Origin of the sequence: Streptomyces sp. XM83C (assembly GCF_023072675.1) — a bacterium.
Lineage (GTDB): Bacteria > Actinomycetota > Actinomycetes > Streptomycetales > Streptomycetaceae > Streptomyces > Streptomyces thermocoprophilus.
The window spans coordinates 34,279-55,963 of the sequence record NZ_JALLGL010000002.1 but is presented as its reverse complement, the minus strand read 5'-3'; the positions used below and the strand labels follow the sequence as shown (position 1 = coordinate 55,963).

Below are 21,685 nucleotides of genomic sequence, written 5' to 3'. Positions count from 1 at the left end.
CTGGGGGGTCCTCATGACGAGGGGGACACCGCTGGACGGTGTCCCCCTCGCCGGCTGCTAGTCGCGAGCCGCAGTCAGGTGTTCCGCGTGTTCCTGAAGCGAGCGCACGCCCACGTCGCCGTGGTTGAGCGCGTCGATGCCTTGGACGGCCGCCGCGAGGGCCTGGACGGTGGTCAGGCAGGGCACGGAGCGGGCGACGGCGGCGGTGCGGATCTCGTAGCCGTCGAGCCGGCCGCCGGTGCCGTAGGGGGTGTTGACGATGAGGTCGACCTCGCCGTCGTGGATGAGCTGGACGATGGTCCGCTCCCCGTTCGGGCCGGTGCCCTCGGACTGCTTGCGCACCACGGTGGCGTTGATCCCGTTGCGCTTGAGGACCTCGGCGGTGCCGGAGGTGGCCAGCAGCTCGAACCCGTGCGCGACCAGCTCCCGCGCCGGGAAGATCATCGACCGCTTGTCCCGGTTCGCGACCGAGATGAACGCCCGCCCCTTGGTCGGCAGCGGCCCGTAGGCGGCGGCCTGCGACTTCGCGTAGGCGGTGCCGAAGACGCTGTCGATGCCCATCACCTCACCGGTGGAGCGCATCTCCGGACCCAGCACGGTGTCCACACCGCGCCCGGAGGTGTCCCGGAACCGTGACCAGGGCATCACCGCCTCCTTCACCGAGATCGGCGCGTCCAGCGGCAGCTCACCCCCGTCCCCGGTGGCGGGCAGCAGGCCCTCGGCGCGCAGTTCGGCGATGGTGGCGCCCAGGGAGATCCGGGCGGCGGCCTTGGCCAGCGGCACCGCGGTGGCCTTGGAGGTGAAGGGCACGGTGCGCGAGGCGCGCGGGTTGGCCTCCAGGACGTAGAGGATGTCCCCGGCGAGCGCGAACTGGATGTTGATCAGCCCGCGCACCCCCACACCCTTGGCGATGGCCTCGGTGGAGGCCCGCAGCCGCTTGATGTCGTGCCCGCCCAGCGTGATCGGGGGCAGCGCGCATGCGGAGTCACCGGAGTGGATGCCGGCCTCCTCGATGTGCTCCATCACACCGCCCAGATACAGCTCGCTGCCGTCGTAGAGGGCGTCCACGTCGATCTCGATCGCGTCGTCCAGGAACCGGTCGACCAGCACCGGGCGGGTCGGACTGATCTCGGTGGACTCGGCGATGTAGGCGGACAGGCGGGCCTCGTCGTAGACGATCTCCATCCCGCGCCCGCCCAGCACGTAGGAGGGGCGGACCAGGACCGGGTAGCCGATCTCGTCGGCGATGGCCTTGGCCTCGGCGAACGTCGTCGCCGTGCCGTGCTTGGGGGCGGGCAGCCCGGCCTCGGCCAGCACCCGCCCGAACGCCCCGCGGTCCTCCGCGGCATGGATGGCCTCCGGGGAGGTGCCCACGACGGGGACGCCGTTGTCCTTCAGCGCCTGCGCCAGACCCAGCGGGGTCTGCCCGCCCAGCTGCACGATCACACCGGCGATCGGCCCGGCCAGCGCCTCGGCATGGACGATCTCCAGCACGTCCTCCAGCGTGAGCGGCTCGAAGTACAGCCGGTCGGAGGTGTCGTAGTCGGTGGAGACCGTCTCCGGGTTGCAGTTGACCATCACCGTCTCGAACCCGGCATCCGACAGCGCGAAGGAAGCGTGCACACAGGAGTAGTCGAACTCGATGCCCTGCCCGATCCGGTTCGGACCCGACCCGAGGATGATCACCGCCGGCTTCTCCCGCCGGGCGACCTCGCTCTCCTCGTCGTAGCAGGAGTAGAAGTACGGCGTCCGCGCCGCGAATTCCGCCGCGCAGGTGTCCACCGTCTTGAACACCGGGCGGATCCCCAGCGCGTGCCGCACCTCCCGCACCACGTCCTCGCGCAGGCCGCGGATCTCACCGATCTGCAGATCGGAGAACCCGTGCCGCTTCGCCTCCGCCAGCAGCTCCGCCGTCAGCTCCGGCGCGGCGGCCAGCTCGTCCGCGATCTCCTTGATCAGGAACAGCTGGTCCACGAACCACGGATCGATCCTCGTCGCCTCGAACACCTCCTGCGCCGTCGCGCCGGCACGGATGGCCTGCATCACGGTGTTGATCCGGCCGTCGGTCGGCCGCACCGCCTCACGCAGCAGCTCGGTCTTGTCTCCCGGGTCACCGACGAACGTGAACTGGCTGCCCTTCTTCTCCAGCGACCGCAGCGCCTTCTGGAACGCCTCGGGGAAGTTCCGCCCGATCGCCATCGCCTCACCCACCGACTTCATGGTGGTCGTCAGCGTCGAGTCCGCCTGCGGGAACTTCTCGAACGCGAACCGCGGCGCCTTGACGACCACGTAGTCGAGGGTGGGCTCGAACGACGCCGGGGTCTCCTGCGTGATGTCGTTCGGGATCTCGTCCAGCGTGTACCCGACGGCCAGCTTCGCCGCGATCTTCGCGATCGGGAAACCGGTGGCCTTGGAGGCCAGCGCGGAGGATCGGGAGACCCGCGGGTTCATCTCGATCACGATCACCCGGCCGTCGACGGGGTTCACCGCGAACTGGATGTTGCAGCCACCCGTGTCCACACCCACCTCACGGATCACCGCGATGCCGATGTCGCGGAGGATCTGGTACTCGCGGTCGGTGAGCGTCATCGCCGGGGCGACGGTGATCGAGTCACCGGTGTGCACACCCATCGGGTCGAAGTTCTCGATGGAGCACACGACCACGACGTTGTCGTGCTTGTCCCGCATCAGCTCCAGCTCGTACTCCTTCCACCCCAGGATCGACTCCTCCAGGAGCACCTCGGTGGTGGGAGACAGCGCGAGCCCCTGCCCGGCGATACGGCGCAGCTCCTCCTCGTCGTGCGCGAAACCGGAACCGGCACCGCCCATCGTGAAGGAAGGCCGCACCACAACCGGATACCCGCCCAGCTCCTCGACGCCCTTGAGGACGTCGTCCATGGAGTGACAGATCACCGAACGCGCCGACTCACCGTGCCCGGTCCTGGCGCGGACGGCCTCCACGACCTCCTTGAACTGATCGCGGTCCTCACCCTTGTGGATCGCCTCCGGCCTGGCACCGATCAGCTCCACGCCGTACTTGGCGAGCACCCCGTTGTCGTGCAGCGAGATCGCCGTGTTCAGCGCCGTCTGCCCACCCAGCGTCGGCAGCAGCGCGTCCGGGCGCTCCTTCGCGATGATCTTCTCCACGAACTCCGGAGTGATCGGCTCGACATACGTCGCGTCGGCGATCTCCGGATCGGTCATGATCGTCGCCGGGTTGGAGTTGACGAGGATGACACGCAGACCCTCGGCCTTCAGTACCCGGCACGCCTGCGTGCCGGAGTAGTCGAACTCCGCGGCCTGGCCGATGACGATCGGGCCGGAGCCGATGACCAGGACGGACTGGATATCGGTGCGCTTAGGCACGCTGGCCCTCCATCAGGGAAACGAAGCGGTCGAACAGGTAGGCGGCGTCGTGCGGACCGGCGGCCGCTTCGGGGTGGTACTGGACGGAGAAGGCCGGCTGGTCGAGCAGCTGAAGCCCCTCCACGACGTTGTCGTTGAGGCAGACGTGAGAGACCTCGGCGCGGCCGAAGGGCGTCTCACTGACCTTGTCGAGCGGTGCGTCCACGGCGAAGCCGTGGTTGTGGGCGGTGATCTCCACCTTGCCGGTGGTGCGGTCCTGGACCGGCTGGTTGATGCCCCGGTGGCCGTACTTCAGCTTGTAGGTGCCGAAGCCGAGGGCGCGGCCGAGGATCTGGTTGCCGAAGCAGATGCCGAAAAGCGGGGTCTTGCGCTCCAGGACGGCCCGCATCAGGGCGACGGGGCCGTCGGCGGTGGCGGGGTCGCCGGGGCCGTTGGAGAAGAACACGCCGTCCGGGTCGACGGCGTACACGTCGTCGACGGTGGCGGTGGCGGGCAGGACGTGCACCTCGATACCACGCTCGGCCATGCGGTGCGGGGTCATGCCTTTGATGCCGAGGTCCACGGCGGCGACGGTGAACTTCTTCTCGCCGATCGCGGGGACGACGTACGCCTCCTGGGTGGCGACCTCCTCGTAGAGGCTCGCGCCCTTCATGTGGGGCTGGGCCTGGACGCGCTCGATCAGCTCGGCCTCGGCGGCGATGGCCTCGCCGGAGAAGATCCCGGCGCGCATGGACCCGCGCTCGCGCAGGTGGCGGGTGAGGGCGCGGGTGTCGATGCCGGAGATGCCGACGACTCCCTGGTCGACCAGCTCCTCGTCGAGGGAGCGGGTGGCGCGCCAGTTGGACGGCACGCGCGCGGGGTCGCGCACGACGTAGCCGGAGACCCAGATGCGGCGGGACTCGTCGTCCTCGTCGTTCCAGCCGGTGTTGCCGATCTGCGGGGCGGTCGCGACGACGATCTGCCGGTCGTACGACGGGTCGGTGAGGGTCTCCTGGTAGCCGGTCATGCCGGTGGAGAACACGGCCTCGCCGAAGGTCTCCCCCACGGCCCCGTAGGCGCGGCCGCGGAAGATCCGGCCGTCCTCCAGGACGAGTACGGCGGGAACCTTGGCGGTTCCCCTTGTGGAGGTCGTCATCGTGCGCCTTCCGTCTTGTTGATCATGTCGTTCAGGGTGTCGACCCATTCGGTGTGCTCGGCCGCGCGGTCGGAGCGGAAGCCGGAGTCGATCAGCCGGTCGCCGTGCGCCCAGGTCACCACCAGCAGCCCGCCCTCGGTGAGGACCTTGCCGGCGATGCCCTTGTCGAGCCGGGCGCCGCGCAGTGCGCCGGTGGGGACGAAGAAGTCGGCCGCTCCGGGGCGTACGACGTCCAGGCCCGCGTCGGTCAGGGTGAGCTCGGCCCGGCTGCGGGTGCCGAGGCCGTGGGCCACGATGCGGTCCAGCCACTGCCCGGCGGTGGTGGAGCCGTGGTAGCGGCCGCTCATGGTCAGTTTCGCCTCGCCGGGCGAGTCCGGCGCGGTGGGCAGCTCCGGAAGGTCGCTCTGGAGGGTGCCGCGCCATTTCCAGCCCTCGCGCATCAGCCAGTACACGAGGGCGATGAACAGCAGGATGCCGATGACCCAGCCGATCCGGGCGGCCCAGTCGGTCACCTCGGCCGACTGCTGTTCTGCGGCGATGGTCAGAAGGGGTGTCACGTGAGCTTCCCGTCGACGAGCGTGGCCTTGCCCCGCAGCCACGTGTGCGTCACACGGCCCGGCAGCTCACGCCCCTCGTACGGGGTGTTGCGGCTGCGCGAGGCGAAGCCCGCGGGGTCCACCCGGCCACGGTATGCCGCATCGACGAGGACGAGGTTGGCGGGCTCACCTGCCGAGACGGGCCGGCCGTGTCCGGTGGCCTGTCCGATCTGCGCGGGCTTGAAGGACATGCGGTCGGCGACGCCGGCCCAGTCCAGCAGACCCGTCTCCACCATGGTCTCCTGCACCACTGACAGCGCGGTCTCCAGGCCGACCATGCCCATGGCGGCGGCGGCCCACTCGCAGTCCTTGTCCTCGTGCGGGTGCGGGGCGTGGTCGGTGGCGACGATGTCGATGGTGCCGTCGGCGAGGGCCTCGCGCAGCGCCATCACGTCACGCTCGGTGCGCAGCGGCGGGTTGACCTTGTAGACCGGGTTGTAGGTGCGGACCAGCTCGTCGGTGAGGAGGAGGTGGTGCGGGGTGACCTCGGCGGTGACGCGGATGCCGCGGGACTTGGCCCAGCGGACGATCTCGACGCTGCCGGCGGTCGACAGGTGGCAGATGTGGACGCGGGAGCCGACGTGGTCGGCGAGGAGCACATCGCGCGCGATGATCGACTCCTCGGCGACGGCGGGCCAGCCGCCGAGGCCGAGTTCGGCGGAGACGACGCCCTCGTTCATCTGGGCGCCCTCGGTGAGGCGGGGCTCCTGGGCGTGCTGGGCGACGACGCCGTCGAAGGCCTTCACGTACTCCAGGGCGCGGCGCATGATCACGGCGTCGTGGACGCATTTGCCGTCGTCGGAGAAGACGGTGACGCCGGCGGCGGAGTCGTGCATGGCGCCCAGCTCGGCGAGCTTCTTGCCCTCCAGGCCGACGGTGACGGCGCCGATGGGCTGCACGTCGCAGTAGCCGTGCTCCTTGCCGAGCCGCCAGACCTGCTCGACGACGCCGGCGGTGTCGGCGACGGGGAAGGTGTTGGCCATGGCGAACACGGCGGTGTAGCCGCCGCTCGCCGCCGCGCGCGTGCCGGTGAGGACGGTCTCGGAGTCCTCGCGGCCGGGCTCGCGCAGATGGGTGTGGAGGTCGACCAGGCCGGGCAGCAGCACCTTGCCGTCGGCTTCGACGATCTCGGCGCCCTCGGCGGTGAGGCCGCTGCCGACCTCGGCGATGGTCTCGCCGTCGATCAGGACGTCCTGGGGCTCGCCGCCGAGCACCTTCGCACCGCGGATCAGGATCTTGCTCATGGGGTCACTTCTCCTCGGAGCCGGTGGGGCGGGTGTGGGTGACGGCGGGTTCGTTGCCGCCCAGCAGCAGGTAGAGGACGGCCATGCGGATGGACACGCCGTTGGCGACCTGCTCCACGGCGGTGCAGCGGTCGGAGTCGGCGACCTCGGCGGTGATCTCCATGCCGCGGACCATCGGGCCGGGGTGCATCACGATGGCGTGCTCGGGCAGCTTGGCCATGCGGTCGCCGTCGAGGCCGTACCGGCGCGAGTACTCGCGCTCGGTGGGGAAGAAGGCGGCGTTCATGCGTTCGCGCTGGACGCGCAGCATCATCACCGCGTCGCACTTGGGGAGGGTCGAGTCGAGGTCGTACGAGATCTCGCAGGGCCAGGTCTCGATGCCGACCGGGAGCAGGGTGGGCGGGGCGACGAGGGTGACCTCGGCGCCGAGGGTGTGCAGCAGGTCGACGTTGGAGCGGGCGACCCGGCTGTGCAGGACGTCGCCGACAATGGTGATCCGCTTGCCGGCGAGGTCCTGGCCGAGTCCGGCGTCCCGGCCGACGAGGCGGCGGCGCATGGTGAACGCGTCCAGCAGGGCCTGGGTGGGGTGCTGGTGGGTGCCGTCGCCGGCGTTGATGACGGCGGCGTCGATCCAGCCGGAGTTCGCGAGGCGGTACGGCGCTCCGGAGGCGCCGTGCCGGATGACGACGGCGTCGACGCCCATGGCCTCCAGGGTCTGCGCGGTGTCCTTGAGGGACTCGCCCTTGGAGACGCTGGAGCCCTTGGCGGAGAAGTTGATGACGTCCGCGGAGAGCCGCTTCTCGGCGGCCTCGAAGGAGATCCGGGTGCGGGTGGAGTCCTCGAAGAAGAGGTTGACGACGGTACGGCCGCGCAGGGTCGGCAGTTTCTTGATGGGCCGGTCCGCGACCCGGGCCATCTCCTCGGCGGTGTCGAGGATCAGGACGGCGTCGTCGCGGGTGAGGTCGGCGGCCGAGATGAGATGACGCTGCATCTGTCAGGCTCCGTAAGGAAGTTCAAGTCGGGAGGAGGTGGGCAAACCGGCGTGGGCAGGGCATGCCGAAGCAGGGCCTGCGCCCGGATTGCTACTGGTCGGCCTTGGCGCCGAGCAGCACGGTGTCGCGACCGTCCTCCTCGGCGAGCTGGACCTTGACCGTCTCCCGCAGCGACGTGGGGAGGTTCTTGCCGACGTAGTCGGCGCGGATCGGCAGTTCGCGGTGGCCGCGGTCGACGAGGACCGCGAGCTGGACCGCGCGGGGGCGCCCGATGTCGTTCAGGGCGTCGAGGGCCGCGCGGATGGTGCGGCCGGAGAAGAGCACGTCGTCGACGAGGACGACGAGCTTGCCGTCGATGCCGTCACCGGGGATCTCGGTGCGGGCCAGCGCACGCGGCGGGTGCATGCGCAGGTCGTCGCGGTACATGGTGATGTCGAGCGAGCCGCAGGGGACCTTGCGCTCGGTGATCTGCTCCAGCTTGGCGGCGAGCCGCTGGGCGAGGAAGACACCTCGGGTCGGGATGCCGAGGAGCACCACGTCGTCGGCGCCCTTGGCGCGTTCGACGATCTCGTGGGCGATGCGGGTCAGTACCCGCGCGATGTCGGGGCCTTCGAGAACGGGCCGTGCGTCGGACGCTTGCGCATCCTGCTGCTTGTCCATACGAAACGGACCTCCTTCTCCGCCTCACGGGACGGACCTTAAAGGACGTCGGGATTGCGCCACCCACGGTATCAGGTGGCAGCGACACCCCCTGATCACCCCCTTGAGGGGCGCCGTTTCACTCCACTGGAGCAATGGGGCGGCGATACCACGGAAGAGTCGGTGTGGACCATTCGGCTTGACGCACGAGAATCACGCTGCGTAACCTCACAGTGAGTTACCAGCCGCGCGGCAGGAAGCCAGTCCCGTCGCGTCGACACAGTGCCGGGGAGCTATATGTCCAGCGAATACGCCAAACAGCTCGGGGCGAAGCTCCGGGCCATCCGCACCCAGCAGGGCCTTTCCCTCCACGGTGTCGAGGAGAAGAGCCAGGGACGCTGGAAGGCCGTCGTGGTCGGTTCGTACGAGCGGGGCGACCGTGCGGTGACCGTGCAGCGTCTCGCCGAGCTGGCGGACTTCTACGGCGTGCCGGTGCAGGAGCTGCTCCCGGGCACGACGCCGGGCGGTGCCGCCGAGCCGCCGCCGAAGCTGGTCCTGGACCTGGAGCGGCTGGCGCATGTGCCGGTCGAGAAGGCGGGCCCGCTGCAGCGGTACGCGGCGACGATCCAGTCGCAGCGCGGTGACTACAACGGCAAGGTGCTCTCGATCCGGCAGGACGACCTGCGCACGCTGGCGGTCATCTACGACCAGTCGCCCTCGGTGCTCACCGAGCAGCTGATCAGCTGGGGTGTCCTGGACGCGGACGCGCGGCGCGCGGTCGCCCACGAGGAGGGCTGACCTCCCGCGGGTCCCCCGCAGAAACGTGCCGCCGGGGTGGCCGGAACTGTTCGGTTCCTGCCGCCCCGGCGGCTTTTTCGTGCCGTGCCGGACGTCGTCCTCACGGTGCCTCCCGCCGTGCCGGACCGCGCCGGCCCCGCCCGCATACGACAGGGCCCGCAGCAGGCTGTGCTGCGGGCCCTGTCGTATGCGGGCGGGTCACGTCCCGGTATGCGACCGTCGTCCGGTCACCGGGGCGTGCCGTGCCTGTCTCAGGCCTCCCTGCGCAGGGAGGGCTTGAGTTCCTTCAGGCGGCCGAGGAGCCCGTTGACGAACGAGGGCGACTCGTCCGTGGAGAACTCCTTCGCCAGCTGCACCATCTCGTCCAGGACCACGGCGTCCGGGGTCTCGTCGACCCAGATCAGCTCGTACGCGCCCAGGCGCAGGATGTTGCGGTCGACGACCGGCATCCGGTCCAGCGTCCAGCCCACCGCGTACTGCGAGATCAGCTCGTCGATGCGCTTCGTGTGCTGCGCGTAGCCCTCGACCAGCTGCATCGTGTACTCGCTGACCGGCGGCTGCCGGGTGTCGCTCCGGGAGAGCCGGATCCAGTCCGCGAGGACCGTCAGGACGTCGGCGCCGCGCTGGTCGCCCTCGAAGAGGATCTGGAAGGCGCGCTTGCGGGCCGTGTTGCGGGCAGCCACGGTTAGCTGTTCACCCGGCCGAGGTAGTCGCTGGTACGGGTGTCGACCTTGATCTTCTCACCGGTGGTGATGAAGAGCGGGACCTGGATCTGGTGACCGGTCTCCAGCGTCGCGGGCTTGGTGCCGCCGGTGGAACGGTCGCCCTGGACGCCGGGCTCGGTCTCCTGGACGGTCAGCTCGACGGCGGCCGGCAGCTCCACGAAGAGCACCTCCCCCTCGTGCTGCGCGACGGTGGCCTCGAAGCCCTCGATCAGGAAGTTGGCGGCGTCGCCGACGACCTTGCGGTCGATGTGCAGCTGGTCGTACGTCTCCATGTCCATGAAGACGAAGTAGTCGCCGTCCATGTAGGAGAACTGCATGTCACGCTTGTCGACGGTGGCCGTCTCGACCTTCACGCCGGCGTTGAAGGTCTTGTCGACGACCTTCCCGGACAGGACGTTCTTGAGCTTGGTGCGCACGAAGGCCGGGCCCTTACCGGGCTTGACGTGCTGGAACTCGACGACGGTCCACAGCTGGCCGCCTTCGAGCTTGAGCACCATGCCGTTCTTGAGGTCGTTCGTGGTGGCCACGGTTCTCGGAATCTCCTGGACTGACGTGGACGACCCCGGGGCAGGCGCACAGCGCGAGGCTAGAGCGCGAGCAGCTCCTTGGTCGTAATGGTGAGTAGCTCGGGTCCGCCGTCCGCCTCGGGGCGTACGACGAGCGTGTCATCGATCCGGACGCCGCCCCGTCCCGGGAGGTGGACCCCCGGTTCGACGGTGACCGGCACGCAAGCGTCCAGTTTACCCATGGCCGCGGGCCCCAATTGAGGGTCCTCGTCGATTTCGAGTCCGACGCCGTGTCCGGTGAGCGACGGCAGGCCCTGGGTGTAACCGGCGGAGTCCATCACCTGGCGGGCGGCGCGGTCCACGTCCCGGTAGGCGGCGCCCGGTGCGAGGGACTCGCGTCCGGCGCGCTGAGCGGCGAAGACGAGGTCGTACAGCTCGATCTGCCAGTCCGCGGGCGCGGTGCCGATGACGAACGTACGGCCGATCTCGCAGCGGTAGCCGCGGTAGGCGGCGCCCAGACAGACGGAGAGGAAATCCCCCTCCTCCACCCGGCGGTCGGTGGGCCGGTGTCCGCGCCGCCCGGCGTTCGGCCCGGTCGCCACGGAGGTGGGGAAGGCGGGGCCGTCGGCGCCGTGGTCGACCAGGCGACGTTCCAGTTCGAGAGCGAGGTGCCGCTCGGTGCGGCCGACGAGGATGGACTCCAGCAGCTCGCCGAGGGCCTGGTCGGCGATCTCGGCGGCGATGCGCAGACAGGAGATCTCCTCCTCGTCCTTGACCACCCGAAGCTGTTCGACGGCGCCGCCGAGGTCGGCGAGGCGCAGCCGGGGTGCGACGGAGCGGACGGCCCGGTGCCGGGCGACGGTGAGGTGGTGCTCCTCCAGGGCGAGCGAGTCGGCGCCCTGTGCCTCGGCGAGTCCGGCCGCGGCCACGGCGGGGTCACCGCCCGGGCCGGACAGGGTGTGCCGGCGCAGCGACTCGTCGGGTCGCCCAGCGGGCGTCGGGCGTTCGCCGGGCGGGCCGGAGCAGACCAGGACGTCCTCCTGGCGGCCGAGCAGCAGGACGGTGCCCAGGGGGGCGGGGCCCGCCAGATATCTCACGTTGGCGGGGCGTGTGATCAGCGCGGAGGCGCTGCCGCCTGCCTGACAGCGTTCCCTCAGGCGGGCCCGGCGGGCCGCGTACACCTCTGACATGACACGAGCGTAGGATCGATGGGCGTTTTGTGCCGTTCGGGAGGAGCCGAGTGGGGGTCACGGCGGGCCCACACTGCTTCCCTCCGCGCGGTCGGGCACCGCGCCGGGTCGGGCCCCACACGCTCCGTCACCGGCAGACGCCCCGTCACCACTTCGGCGGGCTGGCTATCGCCCGTGCCAGCACCTCGTCGAGGATGCGGGCGGTCTCCGGGATGTCGAGCTGGGAGTTGTCGATGATCGGCAGCCCGGAACCGTACCAGCCGGCCATACGGCCGTGGATGCGGGCCACCTCCTCGTCGCTGAGGCGGCGGTTGCCGGTGCGCTCGGCGTTGCGCTCCAGGACGATGTCCAGTCCGGGCAGGAGCACGACGGGGAGCAGGCCTGGTCCCACATGGCGCTTCCAGCCGCCGAGGCCGATCACCGGGCGGTCGGGGAAGACGGCGTCGTCGAGGATGCAGGAGATGCCGTTGGCGAGGAAGTTGCGGGCGGCGAAGCCGCAGGTGCGGCGGGCGAGGCGGTACTGCGCCTCGGAGTTGTCGTTCCACCCGGACTGCGGGTCGGCGAAGCCGGAGCGGACCCACTCGCGCACGTCGTCGAGGCTGATGTGGGCGGTGGGGACGCGGCGGTGGTCGGCCCAGTACTTGGCGACGCTGGTCTTGCCCGCGCCCGCCGGGCCGATCAGCAGGACGGCGAGGGTCGCGGCGCCCGGGTCCGGCGCGGCGCTGGGCGGCGCGCTGGGGATACCGACCGGGCCGGGCTATCCCGCCCCGCCGCCCGGGCGGCACGGGCGCCGGTCCCCGGTGGGCTCCCGGGTGGTGCGGGCCCGGCTGGTGCGGGCCCGGGTGGTGTGCGGCCGGCGACCAGCCGGCGGCCGGTCCGTGCCCCGGCTGGTGGGGCGGCGGCAGCGGAGAACCCACTGCGTGCTGCATCCGGTGCCACTCCGTCTCGTCAAGGCGGTTGTTGCTGGCAGCGGGCGTGAGACCCGCTCTCCCCCCACAGCCTAGAGGGCTCGAAGGCACCCGCGTTCGAACGGTACCGCCCCCGGCTGTCGTTCCGTGAACGGCCGGGGGCGGCGCGAAGTGCCCGACGCGGCAGGCGAATCGGGCGGATACCGCATGTCGGCCGCCGCACCGGGCCACTGCGGCGCGCCCGGGGCGGCGGACACCGCGTGCCGGTTCCTGCCGCCGGCCGGCCTCTACTGCCCGACCTCGCCGTAGGCGGCGAGGAGGACGGCCGGGTCGGGGCCCTCCAGCACCGTCGGCTTGGCGAGACCGTCCAGGACGATGAACCGCAGCAGGTCGCCGCGGGACTTCTTGTCGACCTTCATCGTCTCCAGCAGCCGCGGCCACTGGTCGTACCGGTAGTGCAGAGGCAGGCCGACGGCCTCGAGGATCGCGCGGTGCCGGTCGGCCGTCGCGTCGTCCAGCCGGCCCGCGAGCCGGCCCAGTTCGGCGGCGAAGTGCATGCCGACGGCGACGGCCGCGCCGTGCCGCCACTTGTAGCGCTCGTTCTTCTCGATGGCGTGGCCGAGCGTGTGACCGTAGTTGAGGATCTCCCGCAGCCCGGACTCCTTGAGGTCGCTGGAGACGACCTCCGCCTTCACCCGGATGGACCGCTCGATCAGCTCGGCGGTGTGCGGGCCGGCGGGGGTGCGCGCCGCCTCGGGGTCGGCCTCGATCAGCTCCAGGATGCGCGGGTCGGCGATGAAACCGGCCTTGATGATCTCGGCGAGGCCGGAGACGTAGTCGTTGACGGGCAGTGACTCCAGCGCGGCGAGGTCGCACAGCACCCCGGCCGGTGGGTGGAAGGCACCCACCAGGTTCTTGCCCTCGGCGGTGTTGATGCCCGTCTTGCCTCCGACGGCGGCGTCCACCATGGCGAGCACGGTGGTGGGGATCGCGATCCAGCGCACCCCGCGCAGCCAGGTCGCGGCGACGAACCCGGCCAGGTCCGTGGTGGCGCCGCCTCCCACTCCGACGATGACGTCGGTGCGGGTGAAGCCGGACTGGCCGAGCGCTTTCCAGCAGTACGCGGCGACCTCGGCGGTCTTGGCCTCCTCCGCGTTCGGCACCTGCACGGCGACGGCCTCGTAGCCCTGCTCGGCCAGGTCGGCGCGGAGCGCGTCGCCGGTCTCGGCGAGGGCCTCGGGGTGGATCACCGCGACACGCTTGGCCCGGTCGCCGATCAGGCCCGCGAGCTCGCCGAGCAGCTGCCGGCCCACCAGGACGTCGTACGGATCGGTGCCCGCCGTGCCCGCGACGTGGATGCGCGTGACCGACTCGCTCATGCTTCTTTCAACTCCAGTGCGTCCAGGACGGCTTCGGTGACCTCTTCGGGGGTGCGGCCGTCGGTCGGCACCACGGCGGTGGCGACCTCCTCGTACAGATGGCGGCGGGCCTCCATCAGCTCGCGCCACTGCTTGCGCGGGTTGACCGCGAGCAGCGGCCGGGCCACGTTCAGGCCGGTGCGCCGGACGGCCTCCTCGACGTCCATCGACAGGTACACCACCCGGTGCCCGGCGAGCAGCGCGCGGGTGTCCGCGTCGAGGATCGCGCCGCCGCCGAGCGCGAGGACTCCGTCGTGCCCGGTCAGGGCGCTCTGTACGGCGTCCTTCTCCAGCGCGCGGAAGGCGGGCTCGCCGTCCTCGACGAAGATGTCGGAGATCTCCCGGCCCTGCCCGGCGACGATGTCGTCGTCGGTGTCGCGGTAGCCGACGCCCAGCCGCTCGGCGAGCAGCCGGCCGACGGTGGACTTGCCGACGCCCATCGGCCCGACGAGGACCAGCAGCGGCCCGCTCATCGGATGTGCAGGTGGTCGAGGTACGACCGTACGTTGCGGCGGGTCTCGGCCACCGAGTCGCCGCCGAACTTCTCCGCCACCGCGTCCGCCAGCACGAGCGCCACCATCGCCTCGGCGACGATGCCGGCCGCGGGCACGGCGGAGACGTCGGAGCGCTGGTGGTGGGCCTGCGCCGGCTCGCCGGTGGTGACGTCGACGGTCTTCAGGGCGCGCGGCACGGTCGCGATCGGCTTCATCGCGGCCCGCACCCGCAGCAGCTCACCGGTGGACAGGCCGCCCTCGGTGCCGCCGGCCCGGCCGGAGACACGCCTGATGCCCTCAGGCGTGTTCACGATCTCGTCGTGCGCCTTCGAGCCCGGCACCCGGGCCAGCTCGAAGCCGTCGCCGATCTCGACACCCTTGATCGCCTGGATGCCCATCAGGGCACCGGCGAGGCGGGCGTCCAGCTTGCGGTCCCAGTGCACGTGGGAACCGAGACCGACGGGCACGCCGTAGGCCAGCACCTCCACGACACCGCCGAGGGTGTCGCCGTCCTTGTGGGCCTGGTCCACCTCCGCGACCATCCGCTCGGAGGTGTCGGCGTCCAGGCAGCGCAGCGGGTCGGCGTCCAGCTTCTCGACGTCGTCCGGGGTGGGGTAGACGCCCTGCGGGGCCTTGACGGAGCACAGCTCGACGACATGGCTGACGATCTCGATGCCGGCCGTCTCCTTCAGGTACGACCGTGCCACCGCGCCCAGCGCGACACGCGCCGCCGTCTCCCGCGCCGAGGCACGCTCCAGCACCGGCCGGGCCTCGTCGAAGCCGTACTTCTGCATGCCCGCGAGGTCGGCGTGGCCGGGGCGGGGCCGGGTCAGCGGGGCGTTGCGGGCCAGGCCGGCCAGCACCTCGGGGTCGACCGGGTCGGCCGACATGACCTGCTCCCACTTGGGCCACTCGGTGTTGCCCACCATGATCGCGACCGGGGAGCCGAGGGTGAGGCCGTGCCGCACACCGCCGAGGAAGGTGACCTCGTCCCGCTCGAACTTCATGCGCGCACCGCGGCCATAACCGAGCCGCCGCCGCGCGAGATGGTCCGCGACCATCTCCGTGGTGATCGGCACGCCGGCGGGAAGACCCTCCAGCGTCGCGACAAGTGCGGGACCGTGGGACTCACCCGCGGTCAGCCAACGCAGCCTGCTCAACGATGCTCCTCAGTGGTCGCGCTCGGGTTACTGCCCGCCGCGCGCTGCTCGGCGTACGGCGGCGGCGCGACCGGGTGCGCGTGCCCGGGCCCGCCACCTCCGATCCTCCCACGTCCGGCGTGCCGATCCGGCCGCCGGTCCAGCAGGCGGACGCCCGGACGGGGGGTCAGCGCTCGGCGAGCGCCTTCTCCCCCGCCCTGCGCATCGCCTCCAGCGGTGCCGGGGAGCGGCCGGTCATCTGCTCGACCTGGAGGACCGCCTGGTGCACCAACAGGTCGAGGCCGCTGACGACGGCGCCGCCGAACATGGACCAGCGGGCGGCGAGCGGGGTGGGCCAGGGGTCGTACAGCACGTCGAACAGGGCGGCGGGGCGCTCGGGTACGGCGTGGGCGAGGGCGTCGGTCGTCCCGGCCGGGGTCGTCGCGACGACGAGGGGGGCGTGCAGGGCCTCGGCCGCGTCCGCCCAGTCGGCGATACGGACATCGACGTCGAGGCGCTCGCCCCAGGCGCGCATCTCGGCGGCGCGGGCCTCGCTGCGGACGTGGACGGTGATCTCGCCGGCGCAGACCCGGGAGAGGGCGGCGAGCGCGGAGGACGCGGTGGCGCCGGCGCCGAGCACCGCGGCCGTCTCGACCTGTTCGATGCCGTGTTCGCGCAGCGCGGCGACCATGCCGGGGATGTCGGTGTTGTCGCCGACGCGGCGGCCGTCGTCGGTGAACACGAGCGTGTTGACGGCCTCGACGGAGCGCGCGGTCTCGGTGATCTCGTCGAGCAGCGGCAGCACGGCCCGCTTCAGCGGCATGGTCAGCGACAGTCCCGCCCACTCGGGGCCGAGCCCCTCCACGAAGGGCGCGAGCTGCGCCTCGTCCACCTCGAAGCGGTCGTACGTCCAGCCGTCGAGGCCCAGTTCGGCGTAGGCGGCGCGGTGCAGCACCGGGGAGAGGGAGTGGGCGATGGGCTTGCCGAGCACGGCGGCCCGGCGCGCGTCAGCTGCCATGGATGCCATACGGCGATCATCCCACGGGTGCCGACGTGCCGGGCGCCCGGCGCCTTGGGGGTCAGTTGCCCCGGGAGGCGTTGAACTCCTTCACGAGCTTGTTGTGCTCGGCGAGCGTCTTGGTGAACTTGCTGGTCTTGCCGTCCAGGGAGATGAAGTAGTACCAGCCGTCGTCGGTCGGGTTCAGCGCGCCCTTGAGCGCCTCCTCGCCGGGGTTGTCGATGGGGCCCGGCGGGAGTCCCTTGACGTAGTACGTGTTGTACGGGTTGTTGTACTTGCGCAGCTCGGCGATGCTCAGGTCGATCTTGCTCTGGTTCTTGACGTAGTTGTACGTGGAGTCGAACTCCAGGGAGCCGTACGTCTCGCGGTTGCCGGGCTTGAGCCGGTTGTAGACGACCTCGGCCATCTTGCGGAAGTCCTCGTGGCTGGTGCCCTCCGCCTGCACGAGGCTGGCGACGGTCAGCAGCTGCCAAGGGCCCTCCAGGCCGAGATCCTTCGCCTTCTGCTCCAGGCCGAGTTCCTCGTACTTGGCCTTGGCCTGGGAGACCATGTTCTTCAGGACCGCCTTGGGGTCCTGGCCCTTGGTGACGGCGTAGCTGGACGGGTACAGGAAGCCTTCCAGCGGGTCCTTGAGGTCGGGGTGGTTCAGCGCCCACGCCGGCAGGCCGAGGTTCTTGTACTCCTTCTTGGCGACGGCCGCGGTGGTGCCCGCGTTCACGCCCAGGCGTTTGTCGATCAGGCTGTAGACGGCGGTGTTGCGCAGGCCCTCGGCGATGATCAGGTTGCTGCGGCTCTTCGGGCTGAGCATGAGGTCGACCGCGCTGGCGGCGGACATCTCCTTCTGCAGCGTGTAGACGCCGTCCTGGAGGGACTTGCCGTCGGGGTCGGCCTCCAGCGCGGAGACGAACGCGGACGCGCTCTTGACGACGCCGGCCTCCGACAGCCGGCGGCCGATCTCCCAGCCGCCCGCGCCCTTGGGGATGACGACGGTGACCATCTGGCCGTTGCCGCTGCCCGCGTAGTCCGGGGCCGCGCTGAAACGTTCCTTGTAGAACTGGTAGCCGAAGTAGCCGACGCCGCCGACGCCACCGCCGAAGACCAGGACGACGACCAGGCAGGCGCAGCCGTTGCGGCGCTTCTTGCCCTTCGGGCCGTTCTTGTCGCCCTTGGGCGCGTTCTTGCCGCGCCGTTCGCCGCGGGTGCGGCGGTCCCCCGGCTCGTCGCCGCGGTCGTCGGTGCCGTCGGTGCCGTCGTCCGGGGTGTCCCGGTCGTCGTCGGCGCCGGTGAAGAAGGGGTGGTCGTCGGCCCGGCCGGGGTCCGGGTCCCAGTCGGTGCGGGGCTCCGGCTCGGCGCGCCGCCTCGCCGGGGGCTCGGGCGGCGGGTAGGCGTCCGGGGTCTGGTAGAAGTCGGCCTGCTCGCCGTTGTAGCCGGCGGGCTGCTGCCCGTAGGGGTCGCTCGGGTCGGGGACGTACGGGAGCGGTTGCCCGCCGGTGTTGTCCCAGCCGGCCTGCTGCGGGTAGCCCTGCTGCCGGCCCTGGCCGTCGTAGTACTGCTGCGGGTAGCCGTTGTGCTGCTGCTGGGCGCCGTAGCCGTCGTGCTGCTGGTCGCCGTACCCGGAGTGCTGCTGGTCGTAACCGGTGTACTGCTGGTCGTAACCGGTGTACTGCTGGTCCTGCCCGTACTGCTGCTGGTCCTGCCCGTACTGCTGCTGAGCGTGGCCGTACTGCTGCTGGTCCTGGCCGTAGGCCTGCCAGTCGCCCTGGCCCTGGGGGTGCTGCTGCGTGGGGCCGCCGTAGGCAGCCTGGCGGCCGGTGTGGGCCTGCTGCCCTTCCCATCCGCCGTCCCCGTACGCCGGGTCCTGCGGATGCCACGGTTCGGAGCCTGGGCCCCGGCCATACTCAGTCATCGATCCCCTAGAGCCGCGAGGCGGCGGTCACGCGGCACTCGGTCCGGCTTCCCGTTCCGCCTCTCTCTGCGCAGCGGCTGTTCGAACACCACCGCGTCGCGCGGAACGTTACCGTATCGCGATCAGATGACCACTTCGACGCCCTCGCCCGGAGCTTTACCTGACACCCGTTCGGATTCCAGTGCCTGCTGCAGGATGATCACAGCGGCGGCCTGGTCGATCACCGACCGTCCCTTCTTGGACCGCACCCCCGAGGCGCGCAGCCCCTGACTGGCCGTCACCGTCGTCATCCGCTCGTCGACCAGCCGCACCCCCACGGGCGCGATCATACGGGCGAGCTGCTCGGCGAAACCGCGGACCTTGGCCGCGGCCGGGCCCTCGCCCCCCTTGAGGGAGCGAGGGAGCCCGACCACCACCTCGATCGGCTCGTACTCCTCCACCAGCTGCTTCAGCCGGCGCTGGGCGGCGGGCACGTCCCGGCCGGGGACGGTCTCCACCGGTGTGGCGAGGATCCCGTCGGGGTCGCACGAGGCGACCCCGATCCGGGCGTCCCCGACGTCGACGGCGAGCCGGCGTCCTCTGCGCATTACTTGGCCGTCTCCGCGACCAGCCGCTCCACGGCCTCGACGGCCTCGCCGACAGCGGCCGGGTTCTGGCCGCCGCCCTGGGCGACGTCCGGCTTGCCGCCACCGCCGCCGCCGAGCGTCTTGGCGGCGGTGCGCACCAGGTCACCGGCCTTGAGGCCGCGGTCGCGGGCGGCGTCGTTGGTGGCGATCACGGTGAGCGGCTTGCCGTTGTTCACGGTGAACAGGGCGACGACGGCGGCCCGCCCGCCCTGGATGCGGCCCCGCACGTCGAGGACCAGCTTGCGCAGGTCGTCCGGGGTGGTCCCGTCGGGCACCTGCCCGGTCACCACGGCGATGCCGCGGACGTCCTTGGCGGACTCGGCGAGACCGGCGGCGGCTTGCAGCACCTTCTCGGCGCGGAACTTCTCGATCTCCTTCTCGGCGTCCTTCAGCTTGCCGAGCATCGCGGAGACCTTCTCCGGCAGCTCCTCCGGGCGGCCCTTGAGCAGCTCGGTCAGCTGGTTGACGACCGTGTGCTCACGGGCGAGGAAGTTGTAGGCGTCCACACCGACGAGGGCCTCGATACGGCGCACACCGGAGCCGATGGAGGACTCGCCGAGCAGCTTCACCAGACCCAGCTGGGCGGTGTTGTGCACATGGGTGCCGCCGCACAGCTCCTTGGAGAAGTCGCCGATGGTGACGACGCGGACCCGCTCGCCGTACTTCTCGCCGAACTCGGCGATGGCGCCCTGCTTCTTGGCCTCGTCGATGCCCATGACCTCGGCGCGGACGTCGAGGTCGCGGGCGAGCACCTCGTTGATCTTCTGCTCGACGTCGGTCATCACGGCCGTCGGCACGGCCGACGGGGAGCCGAAGTCGAAGCGGAAGCGGCCCGGCTGGTTCTCCGAGCCGGCCTGGGCGGCCGTCGGGCCGAGGGCGTCGCGCAGGGCCTGGTGGGTGAGGTGGGTGGCCGAGTGGGCGCGGGCGATGGCGGTACGCCGCCGGGCGTCGATGGCGGCGTGGGCCTTGGCACCGACGGTGACCTCACCGACCTGGACGACGCCCTTGTGGACGTAGACGCCCGGCACCGGCTTCTGGCAGTCGCGGACCTCGATGACGGCGCCCGTGTCCACCTTGATGCGGCCGGTGTCGCCGATCTGGCCGCCGCCCTCGGCGTAGAACGGGGTGCGGTCGAGGACGATCTCCACCTCGTCGCCCTCGGTGGCGGCCGGCGAGGAGACGCCGTCGACGAGGATGCCGACGACGGTGGACTCGCCCTCGGTGTCGGTGTAGCCGATGAAGTCGGTCTCACCGGCGCGGTCGGCGATCTCACGGTAGGCGCCGAGGTCGGCGTGGCCGGTCTTCTTGGCCTGGGCGTCGGCCTTGGCGCGCTCCCGCTGCTCCTTCATCAGGCGGCGGAAGCCGTCCTCGTCCACGGACAGGCCCTGCTCGGCGGCCATCTCCAGGGTGAGGTCGATCGGGAAGCCCCAGGTGTCGTGGAGCAGGAACGCCTTGTCGCCGGGGAGCACGGAGGAGCCGGCGGCCTTGGTCTCGGCGACGGCGGTGTCGAGGATGTTGGTGCCGGCCTTCAGCGTCTTGAGGAAGGCGGCCTCCTCGGCGAGGGCGACCTTCTCGATCCGCTCGCGGTCGGTGATCAGCTCGGGGTACTGCCGGCCCATCATGCCGATCACCACGTCGATCAGGTCCTTGACGACCGGACCGGTCGCGCCGAGCAGCCGCATGTTGCGGATGGCGCGGCGCATGATGCGGCGCAGCACATAGCCGCGGCCCTCGTTGCCGGGGGTGACGCCGTCGCCGATGAGCATGGTGGCGGTGCGCATGTGGTCGGTGACCACGCGCAGGGACACGTCCGACGCCTGGGCGTCGCCGTAGCGGACACCGGTCAGCTCGGTGGCCTTCTCGATGACGGCCATGGAGGTGTCGATCTCGTACATGTTCTGCACGCCCTGAAGAATCATGGCGAGCCGCTCCAGGCCGAGGCCGGTGTCGATGTTCTTGCTCGGCAGGTCCCCGAGGATCTCGAAGTTGTCCTTGCCGGTGCCCTCGCCCCGCTCGTACTGCATGAAGACGAGGTTCCAGATCTCCACGTACCGCTCGTCGTTGACGGCGGGGCCGCCCTCGACGCCGAACTCGGGGCCGCGGTCGTAGTTGATCTCGGAGCAGGGGCCGCACGGGCCGGGCACGCCCATGGACCAGAAGTTGTCCTTCATGCCGAGGCGCTGGATGCGCTCCTTCGGCACGCCGACGACCTCGTGCCAGATCTGCTCGGCCTCGTCGTCGTCCTGGTAGACGGTGATCCACAGGCGCTCGGGGTCGAGGCCGTAACCGCCCTTGTCCTGGGGCGTGGTGAGCAGCTCCCAGGCGAGCTTGATGGCGCCTTCCTTGAAGTAGTCGCCGAAGGAGAAGTTGCCGCACATCTGGAAGAACGTGCCGTGCCGCGTGGTCTTGCCGACCTCTTCGATGTCGGGGGTGCGCACGCACTTCTGCACGCTGGTGGCGCGCGGGAACGGCGGCTTGACCTCGCCCAGGAAGTAGGGCTTGAAGGGCACCATGCCGGCGGGGACGAGGAGCAGAGTCGGGTCGTCCGCGATGAGCGACGCCGAAGGGACGACGGTGTGCCCGCGCTCCTCGAAGAAGCTCAGCCAGCGACGGCGGATCTCAGCCGACTCCATCAGTGGTCCTCATTCCGGTTGTACGAGTACGTCGTGGTCTCGATGTACTGGGGGTTGCTGCGGTTGGTTTCCAGGGCGGCGAGCCGCCGGGGCGGGGTGAGTCCGGGGTCCTCGTGGATGCCGAGGGCCTCCTCGAGTTCCGCCTCCCGCCGGGCCATGTTGTCGCGGACGTCGAGGGCGAAGTCCACCGCTCGGTCCTTGAGCCGCTGACCGGTCTCCAGGGCCTTGTTCGCCGCGGTGGCGGCCAGGCTCTCGGGCGTCAGCTGCTTCAGCTTGCGGTTGACCTTGGTGGTGGCCCACACACCGGCGGCCACACCCGTGGTGAACCAGAACGTACGGCGGAACATCGCTC

General features: G+C 70.9%; 18 protein-coding genes and 1 pseudogene. 1 reads left to right on the top strand and 18 read right to left on the bottom strand.

The window, feature by feature from the left end; genetic code table 11:
- Positions 1 to 57 precede the first annotated feature (57 nt).
- The 6 genes from carB to pyrR form a co-directional block, all read right to left on the bottom strand.
- Entirely contained in the window at positions 58 to 3,366 is a 3,309-nt protein-coding gene (carB, locus tag MTQ10_RS00700; RefSeq protein WP_247461091.1) for a carbamoyl-phosphate synthase large subunit, read from the bottom strand.
- Entirely contained in the window at positions 3,359 to 4,501 is a 1,143-nt protein-coding gene (gene carA / locus MTQ10_RS00695; protein WP_247461089.1) for a glutamine-hydrolyzing carbamoyl-phosphate synthase small subunit, read from the bottom strand. Before carA ends, carB begins: the two co-directional genes overlap by 8 nt.
- Positions 4,498 to 5,058, bottom strand: a complete 561-nt coding sequence (locus MTQ10_RS00690) for a PH-like domain-containing protein (protein WP_247461087.1) — start codon at positions 5,056 to 5,058, stop codon at positions 4,498 to 4,500. Before MTQ10_RS00690 ends, carA begins: the two co-directional genes overlap by 4 nt.
- A complete protein-coding gene (locus MTQ10_RS00685) occupies positions 5,055 to 6,341 on the bottom strand; it encodes a dihydroorotase (RefSeq protein WP_247461085.1) in 1,287 nt (428 codons plus the stop codon). The genes MTQ10_RS00690 and MTQ10_RS00685 overlap by 4 nt, the downstream gene beginning before the upstream one ends.
- Before the next feature lie 4 nt (positions 6,342 to 6,345).
- Positions 6,346 to 7,332, bottom strand: a complete 987-nt coding sequence (locus MTQ10_RS00680; protein ID WP_247461083.1) for an aspartate carbamoyltransferase catalytic subunit — start codon at positions 7,330 to 7,332, stop codon at positions 6,346 to 6,348.
- A 91-nt stretch (positions 7,333 to 7,423) separates the two neighbouring features.
- The gene (gene pyrR / locus MTQ10_RS00675; protein ID WP_247461081.1) at positions 7,424 to 7,993 is read right to left on the bottom strand and encodes a bifunctional pyr operon transcriptional regulator/uracil phosphoribosyltransferase PyrR; all 570 of its coding nucleotides are present in this window, start codon (positions 7,991 to 7,993) and stop codon (positions 7,424 to 7,426) included.
- A 276-nt stretch (positions 7,994 to 8,269) separates the two neighbouring features.
- On the opposite strand from pyrR, the gene bldD reads away from it, so the two are divergent.
- Positions 8,270 to 8,770, top strand: coding sequence for a transcriptional regulator BldD (gene bldD, locus MTQ10_RS00670; protein ID WP_187750771.1), 501 nt, complete (start codon positions 8,270 to 8,272; stop codon positions 8,768 to 8,770).
- A gap of 251 nt (positions 8,771 to 9,021) precedes the next feature.
- On the opposite strand, the gene nusB is transcribed toward bldD, so the two are convergent.
- From nusB to MTQ10_RS00610, 12 genes and pseudogenes are all read right to left on the bottom strand, one after another.
- On the bottom strand, positions 9,022 to 9,453 hold the full coding sequence (nusB, locus tag MTQ10_RS00665) for a transcription antitermination factor NusB (protein ID WP_247461078.1): 432 nt from the start codon (positions 9,451 to 9,453) through the stop codon (positions 9,022 to 9,024).
- 2 nt (positions 9,454 to 9,455) lie between these two features.
- On the bottom strand, positions 9,456 to 10,022 hold the full coding sequence (gene efp, locus MTQ10_RS00660) for an elongation factor P (protein ID WP_247461076.1): 567 nt from the start codon (positions 10,020 to 10,022) through the stop codon (positions 9,456 to 9,458).
- A 59-nt stretch (positions 10,023 to 10,081) separates the two neighbouring features.
- A complete protein-coding gene (locus MTQ10_RS00655) occupies positions 10,082 to 11,191 on the bottom strand; it encodes an aminopeptidase P family protein (protein ID WP_247461074.1) in 1,110 nt (369 codons plus the stop codon).
- A 145-nt stretch (positions 11,192 to 11,336) separates the two neighbouring features.
- Positions 11,337 to 12,096 (bottom strand): annotated as a pseudogene (locus MTQ10_RS00650) (AAA family ATPase).
- A 290-nt stretch (positions 12,097 to 12,386) separates the two neighbouring features.
- Positions 12,387 to 13,478: a 3-dehydroquinate synthase gene (gene aroB, locus MTQ10_RS00645; protein ID WP_247461072.1), complete on the bottom strand. Its 1,092-nt coding sequence runs from the start codon at positions 13,476 to 13,478 to the stop codon at positions 12,387 to 12,389.
- Positions 13,475 to 13,990, bottom strand: coding sequence for a shikimate kinase (locus tag MTQ10_RS00640; RefSeq protein WP_247461071.1), 516 nt, complete (start codon positions 13,988 to 13,990; stop codon positions 13,475 to 13,477). The genes aroB and MTQ10_RS00640 overlap by 4 nt, the downstream gene beginning before the upstream one ends.
- Positions 13,987 to 15,171: a chorismate synthase gene (aroC, locus tag MTQ10_RS00635; protein ID WP_247461069.1), complete on the bottom strand. Its 1,185-nt coding sequence runs from the start codon at positions 15,169 to 15,171 to the stop codon at positions 13,987 to 13,989. The genes MTQ10_RS00640 and aroC overlap by 4 nt, the downstream gene beginning before the upstream one ends.
- Before the next feature lie 166 nt (positions 15,172 to 15,337).
- Positions 15,338 to 16,177: a shikimate dehydrogenase gene (locus tag MTQ10_RS00630; RefSeq protein ID WP_247461067.1), complete on the bottom strand. Its 840-nt coding sequence runs from the start codon at positions 16,175 to 16,177 to the stop codon at positions 15,338 to 15,340.
- Between the two features lie 52 nt (positions 16,178 to 16,229).
- Entirely contained in the window at positions 16,230 to 18,074 is a 1,845-nt protein-coding gene (gene mltG, locus MTQ10_RS00625) for an endolytic transglycosylase MltG (RefSeq protein WP_247461065.1), read from the bottom strand.
- 122 nt (positions 18,075 to 18,196) lie between these two features.
- On the bottom strand, positions 18,197 to 18,661 hold the full coding sequence (gene ruvX, locus MTQ10_RS00620; RefSeq protein WP_247461063.1) for a Holliday junction resolvase RuvX: 465 nt from the start codon (positions 18,659 to 18,661) through the stop codon (positions 18,197 to 18,199).
- Complete coding sequence (gene alaS, locus MTQ10_RS00615; protein ID WP_247461061.1) at positions 18,661 to 21,333, bottom strand: alanine--tRNA ligase; 2,673 nt, start codon at positions 21,331 to 21,333, stop codon at positions 18,661 to 18,663. The genes ruvX and alaS overlap by 1 nt, the downstream gene beginning before the upstream one ends.
- Positions 21,333 to 21,680, bottom strand: coding sequence for a hypothetical protein (locus MTQ10_RS00610; RefSeq protein WP_247461059.1), 348 nt, complete (start codon positions 21,678 to 21,680; stop codon positions 21,333 to 21,335). Before MTQ10_RS00610 ends, alaS begins: the two co-directional genes overlap by 1 nt.
- Between the last annotated feature and the right edge of the window lie 5 nt (positions 21,681 to 21,685).